Consider the following 18612-nt stretch of genomic DNA (forward strand, 5'->3'; position numbering starts at 1 on the left):
ACACGGACATATACCTTGCTGTTTGGAGGTTTGCACCGGCTTATGAGGCAGAGTCAAAGTAAAAATCCGGCAAAATCAGATTACAAATCATAATAATAGAATTACCACCAAGTTGCATCATGGTAGTCTGCCATTAAATCTTTGATTTCACAGTTTTGCTGAAAATCAATTTCTAGTTGCTGCAAGTCTGTATCTAATACTAAATTTTTCAGTTCTTGCATCATTTCTTTCACATGATTTTCGTCGCTGACACCTGAGTAATAAGTTTTGATAAATTTGTCGGCTTTAGTCATGAAGTGTTCTAAGTTTGTGACAAATACCTGTTCTGAACCAATCGCTTGAATCATGATTTTCTCCTGATAGCTAAAAGTGTGTGATGCGCGTTAATATTCGTTTGTCAGCATGAGAACTTTTTCAACCAGATAGAGCTTGATATGGCTCAATGGGAAATCTGTATATTCAATTTCTTGGCGTAAAACTTCTTGATTGGTGTCCCATTCGCATATCAAAACAGCGGAATTGTCTTTAACTTGTAAATGCCAGATTTGAAATTCTCTCAGTCTTGGATCTGATAGCAAATTCTTCGTTTGATGTGAAGCAATGGCATCCAACAACCAGTAACAATTAGCTTCGTGAGCTAAGTATTTTATACCATCGGTATATTTCAAACCGAGCCAGTGTTTGTAGAGAGTAGTTGAACCGTAAAATTGGTTTAGCTCGCTGGCTATTTGTTGTGGAGTCTTCATATTTTTCAAATTATTGATTTTATCTACTTCACAACTTCATCGGCGTGAGCCGTAAAACGAAAACTGCTGATAACAGATACCATCAGCTATAAGAGTTTTTTTGGTTTTATTAGCAATGAATTTACTACCAGGTGAATATAAATATAATTTAGGAAATAGTTAGTCAGTTTTTCGATAAATTTCCTATACTTATTAAGTATTTTTTGACTGCTTGGAACAATACGCTAATCCCAAATTTTTACAAAAGCACGATTAATGATTGATTCATCGGAATTGCTGATAATACTTGAGCATATCCTCAATGGCAGTGCAGATGAGGACGAGATTAATTTATTGCGCCAATCCCTTACAGCCAGCAATGGTACAAATGTCGTGCAGTTGGGGAAGTACAACGTTAATATTGGCGATGGGAAGAATATTCATATTGGCGATAAAGTTTATCAAGGAGCCGACGCAGAAAAGATTCGTGCAATTTTCCTAGAGGTACTTTCCCAAAACACCCAGCCAATAGAAATAAACTGGCACAATATTGGTCAAACCATGCTGTCGGAACAGTTGCGACTCACCACAAACCCACTGACATCTGTAGAGGGAATTAGCTATCGCACCGAGCAGGTATACGTACCCTTGGGACTGGTAGAGCGGAAAAAGCAAACCCGACGACGGGAGGATGTATTACCTGAGCAAGGTTCGGAACTTTACCGGGAAACCGAAATCATCCAAACCTTTGAGCATCAAGAGTTTTTAGAGCGTGTACTCCTGCAAAAACAAAGCCCCAAAAGTCAGGGAAAACGGATTGCAATTATTGGTGAACCGGGAGCGGGGAAAACTACGCTGTTGCAGCAAATCGCTCGACGGGTGTCCGGGGAAATCCCCGATGCAGTCGTGATTTGGGTATCTTTGGCTGATTTGCGTGGACGGGAACTCGAAGCATATTTGTTTGAGGTGTGGTTGCAAGCAGTAGCCAGGAAAGTCGGACAAGCCGAAGCTTCTAACCAAATTAAAAATGATTTTGTGGCTCAGTTTAACCAGAGATTGGTGTGGCTGTTGCTGGATGGGGTTGATGAAATGCAAGCAACTGTGGGTAATCCTTTGGGAGAATGCGATCGCCAAGTTCGCACGGGAAGTTTGTTACAGCAAGCGCGGATTGTGCTTTCGTGTCGGCTAAATCTTTGGGATGGTGGTAGCAATGTCCTCGATTCCTTCGACAATTATCGCACATTGGAGTTTTCTTATCCCCAACAGGTAGAGCAGTTTATCGGTAATTGGTTTGGTTGTCTCCCATCGGGAGAAATCTATACAGGACAAAGGTTGTGTGCGGCATTGAAGGAATCGGGGAAGGAGCGAATTCGGGATTTGGCGAAAAATCCGTTACGATTAACGCTGCTGTATTTCAATTGGTACTTGGGTGAGGGGAAATTACCAGAAACGAAAGCGGGGTTGTACGAGCAGTTTGTTGCGGATTTTTACGAGTGGAAAAAGGGACAGTTTGGAACAACGGGGGAACAGCGCAAGCGATTAAACGCAGCTTTGGGAGAATTAGCAAGGGAAGCAATTGATAAGGAAGAAACGCGGTTTCGATTGCGACGGGAATTTGTGTGCGAGTATTTAGGGGAACCGGACGATGCAGATTCCTTGTTTGGGTTAGCTTTGCGGTTGGGATGGTTGAATAAGGTGGGGATGGATGCGGAAAATCGCAGAAAGGGGGTTTATGGGTTTTTCCATCCGACTTTTCAGGAGTATTTTGCTGCGTTGGCGATTGATGATTGGCATTATTTTTTGAATCATATTCCTGAAAATCCCAGCCATCCAGATGCAAGCTATCGGATTTTTGACAAAAAGTGGAAGGAAGTAATTCTTTTATGGTTAGGTAAATTTGACATATCAAGGCTATTGAAGAATCAAGTTTTCTCTGAGTTATTAAACTTCCAGGATAACTGCGGAGGCTTTTACTCATTTAAAGCTTATTTTTTGGCAGCAGAAGGTACCAGGGAATTCCGAGAATATTCAGAGATAGAACTAGATAAAATCATATCATAAATTGTTAAGTATGCATTTGGTTATTTTGACGAACAGCAGCGAAAGTGGAGTTTTTTTCTAACACCAATTTCTCAGGAAGCTAGAAGAATCATACAAAACAGACTAGAAGTACACAAGACTAAAAATCATCTACTCCAATTTTTTGATATCTGTTCTGATTCAAACGTTTGTTGGCATATTGCTAATACTTTAGATAAGATAGGAGTCAGTAATACACGGTTAAGACAAGTTCTTGCTGCTGGGGTTAGTCAAACACTTGAACCACATGTAGCTAAAGCTCTCGATAAACTAATAAACCAAATTAAGAAACTAGAGAATAACAGTACATTTTCTGACAGTAATGATAACCTTCAAGTATTTGATAATAATTCACCACATGAAGAAGAATTTAGTGAGTTACTAAAACAAATTAAAAATTCTGAGGATTGGTTTGTAGTTGTAAAAGCTTCTGAAAAGTTACAAAAAACAATATATGATTGTCAAGTCATTGAAATTGTGAAAAATTTTAAGCCCTATCTATTGGATACAAAAAATCATTCATATGATGAATTTAAAAAAATGCATTTTCGATATGGGTATATTCATGAGGTTATTTGGCATTGTTCTCAAAATCTGAGCTATTCAAGTTTTTATAATGCTTGGGGTAGTTGAATTATTATAATTTTAGTGAAACTTAATATAATTATTTGTATATCTCAAAATATGTGATTATTTAGAATTTTTCTGTAAATGAAAACATATTACTTTCAACGCTTTCCCAAATATTCAATTTGAATTTTCTAGTTGTTCTCTTGCATTTAACCATTAATGTATTCAGATAAATTATATCATTAATATTTTTAACCTCTGCCGGTTCAAGAGATAACATATCCTCGTCAATTTTAAGAGATGAAAGCCAAGCTATTAATCCAATAATTTCTATATTCTCTTGCTTTATTTCATTAAATTCATTCCCATTATCTGTCACTGTTTTAAGAGCATTGAGTTTGTTAAACAATTTATCTGAAGTATTTAATATCCTTAGCTCTTGTATTTTCTCGGCAAGATAAAGGTTTAGACTAAAATCTTGACTGATATCAATAATGGAGACAAGTGTATAATCAAATAAACCAGCTAAGTCTGAATTATAGATAAGTAAAAAGTCAATAATAAGATTTTTAGTTGTAGCAAAATTATATCTAAATTCACAAGCCATACCAAGTAGAATAAAAATAAATAATGCAGAAATACGTTTCGCCACTAATTGAATATCACTATCAGTATCGGTGGTGATTTTATCTACCCAGTAAAATATAGTTTTCAATCTATTTGTATTAATATAAGCTTTTGTATTTCGTTCAATTTTTAGTAAGAAGTCTTCCGCTTTTCCTGATTCAGATAATAACTCCGATATTAATAAGAATATTTCTAGCCAATTTCTGTTAGTCAGGTGATTAGATACTAATTTTTCAATATGTTTTTTATTAATTTTGTCTTTAGCCACCAAATATTCTTGAAAAGTCAAATGGGAAAACGACCAAACCTTATACGATCGCTCAATCAATAACCCATGCTGAGATGCGATCGCCCGCAAAACCCCCTGACTTTCCCGTCGTTCGATCCCCAAAAACTCCGCAATATACCCCTCCAACTCCTCCTGCTCGAACAACACATACTGTTCTTGCTCGAACTTTTTTACCGCAACATAACTCAACAATTCCAACTTTCGCTCCACCGACAAATCCCGATAAACCTCATCCCGCTCAACTTCCCGCGATTTGTCCCACTGTACCAACAATAACTCCAACCCCTCCTCATATAACTTGGAACGCTTCGAGTAAAATTTCCCCGTTTGCTGGAACACCGCACAAGTTAAACTCAGCAATATCGGTGTAATCGCCAATTCCCGAATCGGTTTATTTTCTTCCCGAAACAACTGTTCCAAAAATTCCCGCGCTTGTTTCTCCCCTGCATCCCCGCAGACTGTCCCAAACCAATGTTCTGCAAACGCTCTCACCTGCTGCTCATTAAAATCAGCCACCTCCACATAATCAAACCTTTCAAATCGTGATTCCTGGCTTTGCGTCCGACAAGTCACCACCACCAATACCTGGGGATAAACACGAGCAAATCGCTTGATTTCCCTGGTAATTTGCTTTCCCGCTTCCCCCGTCACCTCATCTAACCCATCCAGCAACACCAAAGCTCTTCCTTGACTTAGCACTAATTCGGTATCTGCATTACTCAACCGCCAAAGTTGACCCAAAAATAGTTCCAAATTATATCCATACTTTCGTCCGTTATCCACAAACTCCCGCAGCTTTATCAATACCGGAATTCGCTGCGCTTGCAACTTTCCATTATTGCACTCTGTTACAATTCTTTGCAGATATGTGGTTTTCCCCGAACCTGGTTTACCCACAACCATCAAGTTAATACTCTTTTCCAACACAGCCAACCCAGAAACTCGCTGCTGTTGATTGCCTAAACCAATCCGATCCAAACTGCGGTAATTGGATTCACCCTTTGTAAAATCCTGCCACAAATCATCCACTTCTGACCTACGGCTACTGCTAGTTTTTTCTAAAATATTGACATCTACAAATAAATCTCCTAAAGGTACCCAATTATCGATTCCCCATAATGGCATTGTGCCGTGTAAACTTTGGATGCTGTTGTGGAGACGGGTACGCACTTGTTGTACCAAGTCATCAACCGGATTTATTGCCGTTAATTGGACTTTTTTTTTAGATTTTTGAATACTGGGGTATTTTCTTCGGGGATTCCTTGTAATGCAATGGCATCACAACCACCGTGATAGGCATCTTCAAACGACCAACCAGCACCTAATTCGTCATAAAAACCGATTGCAAACTGAATCGCGGCATTGTCACCAATCGTACTATTCATCCCGACTACGTAATCGATATGTTGGGCGATCTCTTTGGCTTGAATCTCCGAATAGCAAGCGTTGAGAACCACACATTCCAGTCCCCGTGTTGCAAATCGTTTGAATAAATTGGCTAAAGCTTGGGTAGGAACAAATTGCGCTAACCCCGCATCTGATTCCAAAATTAAACCATTTCCCCCTGAACCATGTCCGCAAAAATGCACAATTTGGGGGTTAAAATCCAGCAAAGCACGACGTAAATCATCGGGACGAACAGCGAATTTGGGTTGCAAAGTAAACTTTTCTCTATGCTGCGACCTCCGCAAACCCTCATCAATTTCCCGTACTTCTTTATCTAGACGCAATCTTGCTTCGTTCGTGGGACTGGAAGCTAGGACTAAAATAGTTTTACGCGAACTACTTTGAGGATTTTCAGGTACATTATTTGGTTGGGGAATCTCGGCAGTGTTGTAAATTTGAGTAATATTTCCGATCGATATATTTCCACCAGTTTGAACGTTGCTTAAAATACTTTGCAAATTTTCCTCAGCAGTATCGGAATTAACATAATTGGAAGTATTTTCTGGTTGAGCGAAGTTTGAAAACTCTTCTTTGAGGATAGATCGAACGATTTCTCGAATATCCGTAGCATTAGAACCCCGAACTACCGCACGAGCAACTTCTCGAATCGCTCGTGCATCTAGTCCTTGGTAGGTTTCATCCCCAACATGGACATTTTTTTGTCCCTTTGCGATATTGACGTTGTATTTTCCTACTTGGAGACTTTGAAGATTTTGAATACCGCCACTATTTAACCACTGACGCAAAGCTTCCACATCATCATCGGTTTGAGTCCCGTTGAGGATGCGTTGAATAATGTCGTTGGGTTTGCTAGGGTTTGGCATTTATTGAAGATTTTTAGTTTTATTTTAGACAATAAACGACGGAATTTCACGAAGCCTCTACATACTCACATAAAGTTGTTGGTTCGGGAATCGGCAATCCTTCTTCTCGCAATTCCTCTAAATGAAATGCGTTAGCGAAGGTTACCGTTCCTCGAAAAGGTTCCCAAAGGGTAGGTCTCGCTTCTTTGATTTGCTGGTTAACTTCTGGAATAGTCGTACCAGTCGCTACACATCCAGCTAAATCTGGTACATAAGCTGAGTAATTATTTGCGGATTTTTAATAACAATTGCGTAACGCATTAGTTTTCTTTCTCCGCTTGTTTTTCTTCCGTTTGTGGCTTTTCTTTACTATCTTTTATATCTTCTTTTAATTAAGCGTGTTTCAAAATACTATTTAAAGTTCCTGGTGCTAAATCATCAGATAATTTTCCTGGGACTGTTACAAACCTGATTTTATCGTGTGTTTATACTGACGATAGATTCTCCTAGCCCTTTTACCAAGTTAGTATATAAATGGCTATGGGAAGATTTGAAACCAATTTTTGCTTTAAAAGATTAACTAAATTATGCTGGTTTTCCCTATTGGCGATAAGCTATTAAAGCTATACCCTAATCGTATCCACAGTAGTTGGATAAACAAAAATTAATCGTTGCCTTCAGGTACTCTATGCCAAGCTTTAAGTCCTTCTCCTGTCAGCGCACCTTGATTAAGATAATATACCCCAGAAAGTTCCAAACGCCCATGATCTTTTTGATTACTTCCACCAATCAACATACGTTCGCCTAATACTGTCCAAATTATTTCAAGTTGATTTTCTGCTAGGAAACGATTGAGTTTTTCTTTTGAAATGACGCAAGCACTAGGTCCCGCTTCCTCTACGGATGGGTTAAAGGTTACAATTTCGTTTGCTGCATCTACAAAACTAAATTTACCACCCGACCATCTAAGACCCATATTTTTTATTAGCCAAGCTGAGGGCATTAATGCTGAAATTGTATCGTCAATAGAGCAATCAAATGTTGAAATTTCACGTAAATATTGTGTTGTTGTTACAACAACTTGGTAAGGTAAAGTTTCTTGTCCCTTCCAAATTTTTACCCAATCTTGTACATCATCAAATTTATTATTTATATACGATGAAGACCAGGGAAACTCACCAACAAAAACGTCTAACATATATTGTGATTCTGGCATCCCTCTTCCCATAAAATGAGTATCGCTAAGAAATGCTAATATCTCACTTAAACTTTCTTGGCAAACAATGTAGCTTCGTATTTGATACCGTATATCTCGTCGCCGACTCCTGAATTTTTCTTCATCTATTGGTGCTGGCTCAGTCCATCGATAGTATCCTTCTAAAGTCAGCCAAGTTTGACCATCATTAGGTTTAGTTAATTCAATTAATTTGAGTGGCTCTGGACAATCGTTTTCTTTTGGTATCCAAGCAATTTTTTCTTGTTTATCAGCATCGTTAAAGACATATTCTACTGGTTGCCACCATACAGATGTTGATTTTTTTTGGTTATCTTCTTGCTCCTGTAGTTTACGTAATAGTAATGATGGGTCAATATCACGAGTTCCCGAGCCTATTTGCCACGGACCATGATAATGTTGAGGAAAATTATCGGATTCATAATCGCCAGTAAACTCAAAGTTGTCTGCAACACGAGCAAGGAATTCATGATAAGCAATCCACTGATATTTTTTACTTACTCTTTCAGCTTTCTTTGCTTCTCCGTATCTTTGGACAAGACGACGCTCGAAATCACCAAATTTATCAACCGTCCATCCCAAATCAAATACCCTTTTCAAAATCCAACGTTGGGCAACAGATAAATCAAATCTAAATTCATCACCTTTTGGGTCTTTTAAGTAAGGTAAAACAAATTCGTGAAAAATTATTTGCTTTTTCTTACCTAATGTTCTTAAAAATCTTTTCTCTTCACTAGCAAGTATATCATCTAATTCTTCTGGTAAGAATTCATGTTTAAAACGTTCTCTTTGTTGAGCCGGTTCAAGACGTTGACATAATTTGACACCAGAACGTAATGTTTCGTATCGCTGCAAAGCTTCGGTTTGTTTTGGAGTTAAAGACTCAATAAATTCTTTATATTTTTGTTCTCTAATAGTACGTATTTCGTTACGACCTTGTTCTGTTAACAGACGCGAAGACCATTTAAAATCACCATGATTTGTACCTATGACATCTCGAGCAAAATCTGCATGTTCCATTACTGAACTGTATATCTTCCGACGCGCCCACTCAGCGTCATCCATATTTTCCCATGTTCTACCGTAATCTTCTAATTCTTCTTTGGTGGGAATATAATCAAACCAAGGACTTTGGTATGGTGGACGAACTTTTATTAAATCTATATTTGATGGCAATATTTTGCGATGTGCAGCGGTTTCAATAACGCCACGCGCATAGTCACGCAACAGTATGTGTGCTGGTGGTGTGCAATCTTCAAACACCCATTCATAAACTTTGCTAGCAAGTTCTGCGACCCCAACTGCATCGTTACTAATCATTGCTATGCCATACGCTACGGCATACAGGCGTTCCAACAAGTAAAGGTCATTAACTTTGAGAAATTTTTTAATCACCCGCATTAGTATATGGGGTCTTGAATGAAGCATTGCGACAAGAGCTTTAGTTGCGCGATCGCGAATGTAACGATGTGAAGTTGTTAAAAACCACGTTAATGCAATAGCGCAAAGTTCGATAGCTTCATCAGATATATGTGCTTTTTCTGCCTCCCATGCCCATTCCATTATACGATCTACAGCACCACGTTCTTCATACTGAGAACTCAGATATATAGACCACATTTGGTCGCGGTCTGACATTTCAAGGGGAATAAGGTGGTGATGAAGAAATCTGGCGTTGAAGGGATTTTCCGGATTTGCTGCGACTGTCAGTAATAAACCGTAGACAGCTTCTTCTCCATACGGTTGAACAAATATCTGATTCAAATAGTCTTTAGTCGCATCAGTTACCTTAGTAGGGTCGCGCCAGATAATACTTTGCAGGAAGGCACGTTGTAAAATATCCCAAGCCTTTGTGTGGGGAGCCAATTGTACTAACTCGAACCCAGTTTTTTCCGGTAATTGAACGTTGAGTGCTTCAATCCAACCACTGTAACGCCATGCTTGAGATTCGTCAGCTAGCATTTTTCCTAATGGCTGGTTTGTATTAAATGAAACTGCTGGGTTGTTTAAATCTAGATATTTATTTAGTAGGTAGCGAACTATGAGATGGTCGCTAAACTTCTCATAAGGGAATTTAACAGTATCAATATTCTGGAATTCGGACTCATTATCATTTGCACGAATATAAACCAAATCCTCGGAAAGTAATCCTTCACTAATAAGATTCGCAAATAATGATTGCTGATGACCTGCTGTAGGTAAAATTTGCTTAACTATTTTCTTTGCTTCTTCTCTCTCTACCCAAGGATTTCCAGTTTCTGCCATGTAGCGGGCTAGTTTATCTACTGCTTGCCGAACCAAATTAGTTCTATCATCGTAATCAAGCTTTCTCCACAAAATTTCATGGACGGTATCGATAAAAAAGTTGAAAACTGCTGAAATACCTTTAAGTCCTTTAGGAATGCGCGTAAATTTTCTTTTCGCAAGCCCTTCGCAGAAAATCTTCAGAAAAAGTGGATTAGAAAATTCTGGTACTAGTAAAGGGATATTAGGACGCTCAATACCATAGTGGTCAAAAAAAGTTTTTGTGGCTATGTATTCGTGATTATCAAAGCCACGATGATAAACCTTAACTAACTTTTCAGGTATAAGTTCAGATGGTATTACTATTCTCTCGTATGAAGTACGACAACTAAATGCAATAGCAATACGTGGATAATTGCTTATAACACTCAGAATTCCTGCAAGTTCATCTCTCCACAAGTGTTTAACATAACTTTCATTCAAGGCATCAATTAATATTAAAGCTCGTCTTCCACAAGCTTGTGCTGCTCCATCCAAAGCAGTAAGAAATTCATCGCGATCGCGAAACGGCAGGTGCAACCGCTGCATCATTTGAAACCAAGGCTCACCATCATTGAAGTGCTGCCCTAACAATATTACTGTAGGTAATGACTCATCAAGCCGACGTTTTGCAATATCACAATATAGATGCGTTTTACCCGTACCAGCATTCCCCAGAAATAGAAGCGCTCCTTTGTTTGCAGCTTGTGCGCTGTCGCTTGTTGCTAAGTTACTTATCTTTGCAGCAACTTTCAAAACTTCAAACACATCGTAACGAATCCTTTCTAACAACTGTTGTTCGGGAGAGCTAGCATATATCTTCTTAACTGCTGAAGTTGTTTCCTTTTTAAGTAATGATTCTGCCTTCTGTGACAATTCACGAGATTGGGATGCAGCCGTTTGTACTTCTTGAGCCAGTACTTCCAAACGAGAAAAATCAATGGGTGTAAATTTATCTCGGTCAATTTGTTTTAATGCACTTACTAGCGCGATTCCGTTTTTACCTAGCGCATTTAACGATTGTGCTACTTCTGGAAATTGTTGCTCAACTTTAGCTGATGGTTGAGCTTGATTCAATTTTTGACAAAGCTGACCGTATAAATTTTCAATATGGTCAAAAAACTTATCGGTTCTACCTAACCCTTCAAAAACCCAAGCTTCCGGTAAATCAACATGAATTTCTGGAGTATAGCGGGCACCAGCACTTGCTCTCACTTCCTGAAAATGCTGTACCATTCCATCGATGGTAAGTTCCGGTGGTGGAGGTGCAAAATAATTATTGTTTACCTGGGTAGGATTATTAACAGTTATATTGCCACCCGCGTTCGGGTTATTCAGCATTTCCTGCCGAACTAATGGTTGTTGATTTTCTTGTGAGCGATTATCTGGCACCTCGGTTTTCCTGGATTACATAGCTAACTATTACTAAACTTTTGTTTTGTATTATTTTTTTCCTTGCTAACTCATTTAATATTTATTATCTATAGCTTGCCTATGACTCGTATTTGATTTTATTTACTTAAATATAGCGATTTTTGAGAAAAATGTGTGGTTTGAGATTTGTGTAACTAAAATAATAAACGTATAATTTTGAGCCTACAACTTAATATGCAGCGCCAAGGTTATCATCTAAACAACATACTGTTATTTCAAGTAAATGAACGATAAGCCTGATTCCAATCCAATTCAACAAACTGCTGCTAGTAATCTTCAAGCAGGTGGAAACATTTATTTAAAAATCATTCAAAGTGCAACCCAAGGAGATGTAAATCAAGGTATATCGCCAGATTTTTCTTGGAAGGAAATCTGCGAGTCGATGTTGAAGAACGTCAAAGCGCTTACCTCAAATTTATTTACTAATCGTGCTGGAGTATCTTTTGAGTTGGATGATGTATATGTACCATTAGGATTAGTCGAAAAACAAATAGTCAGCAAGCAGATTAAAGATGTTTCCCCAGAAGAAGGGTCAAATATATTCCGTGAGAAAATTACGCCAATTCCACACCAAAAGTTTTTTGAAGAAGCTTTAAAACTTGGGAAAACCCCCAGAAGTCAAGGAAGATGCATAGCTTTGACTGGAGAAGCAGGAGCAGGAAAAACTACACTTTTACAAAAAATTGCCCAATGGGTTGTAGATAATAATTTAGGTTTACCAATATGGGTACACTTGGGAACGGTAGGAACGCGCACCCTCAGCGAATATTTGATAGAAATTTGGCTACCCACAGCTACTGCTAACATTACACCAATAATTAAAGAAGACTTTGAAAAACAGTTTAGTGAAGGAACGGTATGGCTATTATTAGACGGGTTAGATGAAATGACTAATCCTACAGAAGCGCAGTTTATTTCTTCATTGCAGACGGGATGGGTAGCAAGTGCGCGGATTATACTAAGTTGTCGGTTAAATATTTGGGAAATTGTTCAAGGAAGATTAAGTGGGTTTGATGTTTATCGTAATTTGGATTTTAAGCCAGAGCAGGTACAGCAATTTATCAACAATTGGTTTAGCAAAATTAGTAAGAGGGAAACAGCAGAAAAGTTACTGCTAGCTATAGAAAGTCCTGGTAAAGAACGTATTCGCGATTTGATTAGAAATCCATTACGCTGCTCGTTATTATGCCGAAGTTGGCAATTAGGAGAAGAAAATTTACCAGACACTAAAGCCGAACTATATGCCCAATTTATTGATGCAATTTATGATGAGTGGAAGGATTGGACACCGGAAACGTTTTCGACTCGTTTAGCAGCAAAAAGGGAATTAAATCAAGCTTTAGGAAGTTTAGCAAAGCGAGCAATTGATGAAGAAAAGTCTCGTTTTGTACTAAATCATGACTTAGTTGCTTCTGAATTAGGTGAGATAGATGAGCCGTTATTGAAGTTAGCTTTGAAATTAAATTTATTAGTCCTAGTGGGTTTAGACCCGAAAAAGCCTTCAAAGAATATTTATGCTTTTTATCATCCAACTTTTGAAGAATATTTTGCAGCTTTAGCAATTGATGATGGGCACTTTTTCTTGAATCATAAGAACCAAAACTATTTGCCGAATTATAAAGAATTCGGAAGACTTTTTAGCCCTCAGAATTTAGACTATTTTGCAGGGCAAGAAATAGGAACATGGACAATATTATCAGAATCTGATGAGCAATATCACCAGTTAATACAAGATAATCATAAGAACTATGTGTATCGAATTTTTGAAGCGCAATGGAAAGAAGTAATTTTGTTATGGCTAGGACGAGAAGGAAATACTAAATTAATCCAGCAAAAGGAGAATTTTATCAAGTCGCTTCTTGAGTTTGAAGATGATTGTATGGGTTTTTACTCTTTTAGAGCCTATTTTTTGGCAGCAGAGGGTATTGCTGAATTTAAAAATTGCGCTCTAAGCATTGAAATTGTGACCCAAATTGTTGATTGGAGTCTTGGCTATTCCGAGGAGAATCCAATTGCTAAAGCTGCTATGACAGTTTTACCATCAACTGATGACGCAATAGTATATAACTATTTAAATGAGCTAGATAACTCTGATGAAAATAACCCGGACGATGACCCTAGTATTATGAGGCAAAATGCTATTACCTTAGCCTACGCGATTATGTCTGGTTATAACCCTGATGAACCTTATGAAGAAAACTCAAATTCAATACATCATCCACTCAAAAATGAAAATAATTATATAAAAGATACTTCAGAAGAAGAAATAGATGCTTTAATTATTAGATTGCGTTCTACTAAGAAACGTATAAGTATTATCAATACTGCTTTGAGATTAGTAGATATTCTTCCGAACCATCTACTTAAGAAAGTGGTTATAAGCTTAAGAGAATGTTTAAGAACCGATAAGTTTCTTGATGCGCCAATTTATGGAAATCAAGTTCCAGCATATGAAAACGAATTTTATCGTTTTAAATGTTCCTACTTAGTCTTATGGCACTGTGCCCAAAATATACCATATGCAGAATTTTATGATTCTTGGCATAATTAATCTACAAATATTATTAGCTGAATTAAAGTTTAAAAAAGGTGACTATTCCAGAAAATCTATATGTGACTCAATTTGCTAGCAGTTAAAAAAATTAGATTTTATTGTATTAGTTGTGAATTTGTTCGCAATGGAGTATCGGATGTATCGCACTAAGTTATGAACCGAATTCTATACCCTTAACGGGTTTTTATTTTTAATACTGGGGTCAAATCTTCTCGAATCCCTTCCAATGCGATCGCACTACATCCCATATCAAAAGCATCTTCATAAGTCCAACCAGCACCTAATGCATCATAAAAACCGACTGCGAATTTTATCGCTGCATCATCACTAATTTCATTACTCATCCCCACTACATAATTAATGTATCCAGAAATAGCTTCTGCTTGAACTTCAGCATAACAGGCATTGAGTACAATACATTCTACGCCGCGATTAGCAAATAATTTAAACAGATTGGCTAAAGCATTAGTAGAAACTAGCTGTATTTTACCCGCATCATTTTCTAACATAAGCCCCTTTTCTCCACTACCATGTCCGCTAAAGTGAACGATTTGGGGATGAAAGTCTAGAAGTGCGCGACGGAAATCATTAGGACGAACTGCCCATTTTTGTTGTAGAGTAAATTGTTCTCGTTTTTGTGCCCTTCGTAAACCTTCATCAATTTCCCGTGCTTCTTTATCTAAGCGCAATCGGGCTGTATCTACCGGGCTAGATGCAAGGATTAGTATTGTACGCTTTGGGGCTGGATTTTCGGTTGCGTTTGTGGGTTGATTTATTGTATCCGAATGATTGCTTTGGGTAATATTTGCAACGGTTATGTTCCCACCAACTTGGATATTTTCAAGAATGCTTTGCCGTATTTTATCAGAGGTGGGTTGATTACTCATAATTGTGAAACTATTTTTTCGATTCATCTGGTGCTAACTTTATAAAGTATTCTCTCAATAAATCATGGATGAAAGAATAGTGACCACCGTATCTTTGGGTTAAACGATATTTATTTGTATGTTCGAGAAAATCAGCAAAGCTAAAGGGAATCAAGTCATCTTGATACAAAACAAAACGTAATGCGAAATGTTGAATTACAGGCAAACCTGCATACATTATTCCAAGCAATGCCCCTAATGATGCACAAAATAAGCCAAAGCTTATATCGTTGGAATTATATACATATTTTAAAGCATCATTAATATAGGCTTCGTAAAGCTTAAATCCGAATCCTCCTAGTAATCCTATTAACCCAAATATTAAAGCAAGAGGTACGGTATTAAATAATGATTTATAAATAGCTTGATTAGGAACTGCTCTTCTCTTTATATCTATATTTGGTCCGGTTAACGCAGTTAACAGTCCGCGTAATAATGCAATCGGCGGTATTAACCAACCAAGTAATCCTCTAAATATTAACCCAAAAATACTATTGATAGACCCAAACAAAGTATACGCATACTGCTGAATAAACGGCATGACTTGTTTGCTATTATCGTTAGCAGAAATTGATTGAGTAAATGACAGAGAAATTGCACTTACAAATCTTTCTCGAAAATGAACTAATTTCAATACATTAATTAATTCATGTCCTGGTAATTTGAGCGTTTCAATGGGCTTTATTTCTTTTGTTAAACCGAGTAATTCAACTGTTGCAGCTAAACTTATACTTGTTAATAGTGAAATAAATACGACTTCAATATTTATTACATCTTTCATAACTTCTATTAATTCTGCTTGTTTAAATGCCATAAGCATAAACGCAGATATAATAAGAGATATTGGCAGACTCAGAAATACAACCATTAATGCAATAAATAAACGATATCGCATTCTTTGATTTTTATTTTGTAACCAGCTTGGCTGGATATCTTCAATCAAGAAATATGTATAAGAATGTAATTTAAGCTGGTTGCCTAACCATGCTAATCTAGTCTTAGTTTTATAAACCATCTGGGCTTTTGACCAACCTTTTGCATGACTTAAAGCTTCTTCATTGTTTTTGTCTATAAATATATCAAATAAGTAATAAACACGTTTTTCATTAGAATCCAATTTTTGCCATTTTTCAGTATTTATTAAATCATAGGTAAAGTTAATTAAATATAAGAAAAATGGTGTTTTAGCAAAATCAAAAAAAATGGGGTCATGATTGACAAGCTTTGAAAGCTCTAAATTTTTTACACGTACACAGTAATCTTGCACCTGTTCGCCAGATAAAGGCTGCAAGCATACTGCTGCATTGAGAGCTAGCTGATTAAAACGATTGTATCCTTCAAGACGGCAACAAACAACTAAAGGAATCAATCTATCATGCTTGAGAAAGTTATTAATTGCTGTAAGACATTTCAATTGACGAGGTAGCTTTAGTTGGTCTAAATTATCCAATATCGGCAATATCTGGCGATTTACGAATAATTTGCGACCAAACCCTGGTTTGATACCGTATCCATTTTTTAGTTCAACTATCAACCATTTTTCCAGAGGTTGTTCATTCCAGGAAGAAAGGTCAAACCAAAATGGTAGAGGTTCACTATAATTATTTTCGGCACAAATTATCAATTCTTCAGCAAGTTGCATTTTTGCTGCTGTTTTTCCTGCTCCTGGGTTTCCTAAAATTAGGAGTCTACCATTAATTTTTTCTTTTTTAAAAAAGTCCTTGATGCTTATTTCCAACAACTCCTGAGAATGAGATTTTCCTGGTATTCCTCTTTCTTTACTATAGGAAGGTGCAACAAGTTCGTTTAGTTCTTGTAGTGGAGGCTCTAGCCACTCGTTATTATACAAATAATCATCTTTCCAACGTTCTACTTCTCCCTTTAAATACTTGATTAACTGACTCCGTGAATTAATCTCTGATTCTTGTTGAGATTGAAGTCTAAAAAGATGTTGAACATTCTGATTTATAGAACCAATACTGACTGAATTAGCTTGTATATTTTTAAAAGCATCTTGCTGTGTCTTTGTGTTACGATTATAATGATTGTCCATAATTTCCGTTGATTTTTTTTAAGTTTAAAGTTTGTATTTACATTTCTAGTGGTTTGCAAATACTTCTCAAATTTCTTTTTGTCGAACTAGCTATTATTTTCTGCTTAATCAGTAAGTACGTAAAATATAATTAAAACGATAAGCAAGCAAAAAATTAAGTAATTTAGACTATTTAAATAAATTTACTTCTAATTCAATTTAATTACGTGTATTTACTAGCTTAGTATATAACGAATTATGCGCTGTGTTACAAGATTAGCCTTTAAATATCATAAATATTTATCTCGAAATATTAATAATTATTAATTACTTTGAAGGCTTTACTTAATTAATCATCTATAAATATTTTTTAAGTGAATAATGTGTGAGTAATATCTATAAAAGCAATTTAAATAAATACTGTACGAACGCTAAAAATAAGCTGTTTGATGATTTTCCGAAAACGCTTAATAAGAATAGGTATTGAAGGTGTTATACATATCATAAGTTTATATTGAAAACTTAAAAGCTTCCTTTTTTGAAAAATGATTTGCTGAAATTGGTTGGCACAAAATCCTGTATTCATACGTCGCTAAATCAAAAATGTTGCTATTATTTCATATAACTCAGTAAAAAGCGGTAATAACGTGCGACCTGATGAAAACAGCCGAAAACCCCAGCAAACAAACCAAAGTATCATTGATGATGCTCAGGTAGGGCGTGACGTTAATATCGAAACCGTTAATCAAAGCATTACTATCAACAACTCTTCAAATGCGAACACGCTGAGGCTAAAGGTTTTTCAAGCACCACCTACACCAGAATATTACGTAGACCGTCCCGAAATCAGCCGAGATTTGAAACAGCGTTTGTTGGCTGATGGTGGAACTTTGGTAATTAGTGCAATTCATGGTTTGGGTTCGGTGGGGAAGTCAACTTTAGCAGCAGCTTTAGCACATGACGCAGATATCCAAAAGCATTTCTGTGATGGTATACTTTGGGCAACTTTAAGTCAAGAACCGGATGTTCTCTCGCTGCTGGGTGGTTGGGTGCAGGGTTTGGGTGATTATAACTATCGCGCTACGAGTATTGAAGCAACCTCAGCCCATTTGAATACGCTACTTTTTGATAAAGCGGTGTTGCTGGTAGTTGATGACGCTTGGATAGATGAAATTTTGGGCTGGGAACCCGTACAAGCTTTCAAAGTTGGTGGCGATCGCACTCGGATGTTGGTGACGACACGAGATGCATCTATAGCGAATTTCCTCGGTGCCAACACGTTTTCTCTTGATGTGATGACGGAAACGCAAGCATTAAAGTTGTTAACAAAGAAACTTGACAAGCAAGGGAAGCAGTTACAAGAGGATGAAATTAAGTCCGCACAAGCTTTAGCAAAAGCTGTTGGTTATCTACCATTGGCTTTGGAATTAGCTGCTGCTCAAGTAGCAAGCGGTACCTCTTGGCAGATTTTGATTCAAGACATTAGACATCTCCGAAAACAACCAAAGTCTTACCATAAGTGCCTTTTAGACTGCGATCGCCCAATAGCAAAGATAGCTAATTTGTACACAAGAATAGGCATTAGATATGGTTCCTATTGATAATTAGCG

The 18612-nt window shown here is 37.2% G+C and carries 12 protein-coding genes; 4 read left to right on the forward strand and 8 right to left on the reverse strand.

What is annotated here, in order from left to right; genetic code table 11:
• Positions 1 to 101: 101 nt before the first annotated feature.
• Both IQ247_RS20750 and IQ247_RS20755 read right to left on the reverse strand, forming a co-directional pair.
• Complete coding sequence (locus tag IQ247_RS20750) at positions 102 to 347, reverse strand: Pb-reticulocyte-binding protein (protein WP_193923020.1); 246 nt, start codon at positions 345 to 347, stop codon at positions 102 to 104.
• A 36-nt stretch (positions 348 to 383) separates the two neighbouring features.
• Positions 384 to 746, reverse strand: a complete 363-nt coding sequence (locus tag IQ247_RS20755) for a DUF6876 family protein (RefSeq protein WP_193923021.1) — start codon at positions 744 to 746, stop codon at positions 384 to 386.
• A gap of 255 nt (positions 747 to 1001) precedes the next feature.
• Here IQ247_RS20755 and IQ247_RS20760 point away from each other — a divergent pair, with 255 nt between their 5' ends.
• Entirely contained in the window at positions 1002 to 2786 is a 1785-nt protein-coding gene (locus IQ247_RS20760; protein WP_228059919.1) for an NACHT domain-containing protein, read from the forward strand.
• 558 nt (positions 2787 to 3344) lie between these two features.
• A complete protein-coding gene (locus IQ247_RS33640) occupies positions 3345 to 3437 on the forward strand; it encodes a hypothetical protein (protein WP_375341241.1) in 93 nt (30 codons plus the stop codon).
• Between the two features lie 61 nt (positions 3438 to 3498).
• On the opposite strand, the gene IQ247_RS20765 is transcribed toward IQ247_RS33640, so the two are convergent.
• The 4 genes from IQ247_RS20765 to avs2 all read right to left on the reverse strand — a co-directional run bounded on the left by IQ247_RS20765 (position 3499) and on the right by avs2 (position 11448).
• The gene (locus IQ247_RS20765; RefSeq protein ID WP_193923022.1) at positions 3499 to 5472 is read right to left on the reverse strand and encodes an NACHT domain-containing protein; all 1974 of its coding nucleotides are present in this window, start codon (positions 5470 to 5472) and stop codon (positions 3499 to 3501) included.
• A 23-nt stretch (positions 5473 to 5495) separates the two neighbouring features.
• Entirely contained in the window at positions 5496 to 6560 is a 1065-nt protein-coding gene (locus IQ247_RS32725; RefSeq protein ID WP_228059920.1) for a CHAT domain-containing protein, read from the reverse strand.
• Positions 6561 to 6931: 371 nt separating this feature from the next.
• A complete protein-coding gene (locus IQ247_RS33645; protein WP_375341242.1) occupies positions 6932 to 7012 on the reverse strand; it encodes a type II toxin-antitoxin system HicA family toxin in 81 nt (26 codons plus the stop codon).
• Between the two features lie 191 nt (positions 7013 to 7203).
• On the reverse strand, positions 7204 to 11448 hold the full coding sequence (avs2, locus tag IQ247_RS20780; protein WP_193923023.1) for an AVAST type 2 anti-phage system protein Avs2: 4245 nt from the start codon (positions 11446 to 11448) through the stop codon (positions 7204 to 7206).
• 265 nt (positions 11449 to 11713) lie between these two features.
• Here avs2 and IQ247_RS20785 point away from each other — a divergent pair, with 265 nt between their 5' ends.
• Positions 11714 to 14041 (forward strand): NACHT domain-containing protein, encoded by a 2328-nt coding sequence (locus tag IQ247_RS20785; protein WP_193923024.1) that lies wholly within the window; start codon positions 11714 to 11716, stop codon positions 14039 to 14041.
• Between the two features lie 176 nt (positions 14042 to 14217).
• Here IQ247_RS20785 and IQ247_RS20790 read toward each other — a convergent pair whose 3' ends face one another.
• Together IQ247_RS20790 and IQ247_RS20795 are read right to left on the reverse strand one after the other, a co-directional pair.
• On the reverse strand, positions 14218 to 14931 hold the full coding sequence (locus tag IQ247_RS20790) for a CHAT domain-containing protein (protein ID WP_193923025.1): 714 nt from the start codon (positions 14929 to 14931) through the stop codon (positions 14218 to 14220).
• 10 nt (positions 14932 to 14941) lie between these two features.
• The gene (locus IQ247_RS20795; protein WP_193923027.1) at positions 14942 to 17023 is read right to left on the reverse strand and encodes an NACHT domain-containing protein; all 2082 of its coding nucleotides are present in this window, start codon (positions 17021 to 17023) and stop codon (positions 14942 to 14944) included.
• 626 nt (positions 17024 to 17649) lie between these two features.
• Between IQ247_RS20795 and IQ247_RS20800 the strand changes: the two genes are divergently transcribed.
• Positions 17650 to 18603: an NB-ARC domain-containing protein gene (locus IQ247_RS20800; RefSeq protein ID WP_322745543.1), complete on the forward strand. Its 954-nt coding sequence runs from the start codon at positions 17650 to 17652 to the stop codon at positions 18601 to 18603.
• Positions 18604 to 18612: the final 9 nt, after the last annotated feature.

The sequence above is a fragment of the Plectonema cf. radiosum LEGE 06105 genome (assembly GCF_015207665.1).
In the GTDB taxonomy this organism is placed as follows: domain Bacteria; phylum Cyanobacteriota; class Cyanobacteriia; order Cyanobacteriales; family Nostocaceae; genus Rivularia; species Rivularia radiosa_A.

Excerpts from the sequence above, each read along its gene's own strand:
- IQ247_RS20750 (WP_193923020.1), bottom strand. The coding sequence starts at position 347 with ATGATTCAAGCGATTGGTTCAGAACAGGTATTTGTCACAAACTTAGAA.
- IQ247_RS20755 (WP_193923021.1), bottom strand. The coding sequence starts at position 746 with ATGAAGACTCCACAACAAATAGCCAGCGAGCTAAACCAATTTTACGGT.
- IQ247_RS20760 (WP_228059919.1), top strand. The coding sequence starts at position 1,002 with ATGATTGATTCATCGGAATTGCTGATAATACTTGAGCATATCCTCAAT.
- IQ247_RS33640 (WP_375341241.1), top strand. The coding sequence starts at position 3,345 with ATGCATTTTCGATATGGGTATATTCATGAGGTTATTTGGCATTGTTCT.
- IQ247_RS32725 (WP_228059920.1), bottom strand. The coding sequence starts at position 6,560 with ATGCCAAACCCTAGCAAACCCAACGACATTATTCAACGCATCCTCAAC.
- IQ247_RS20785 (WP_193923024.1), top strand. The coding sequence starts at position 11,714 with ATGAACGATAAGCCTGATTCCAATCCAATTCAACAAACTGCTGCTAGT.
- IQ247_RS20790 (WP_193923025.1), bottom strand. The coding sequence starts at position 14,931 with ATGAGTAATCAACCCACCTCTGATAAAATACGGCAAAGCATTCTTGAA.
- IQ247_RS20795 (WP_193923027.1), bottom strand. The coding sequence starts at position 17,023 with ATGGACAATCATTATAATCGTAACACAAAGACACAGCAAGATGCTTTT.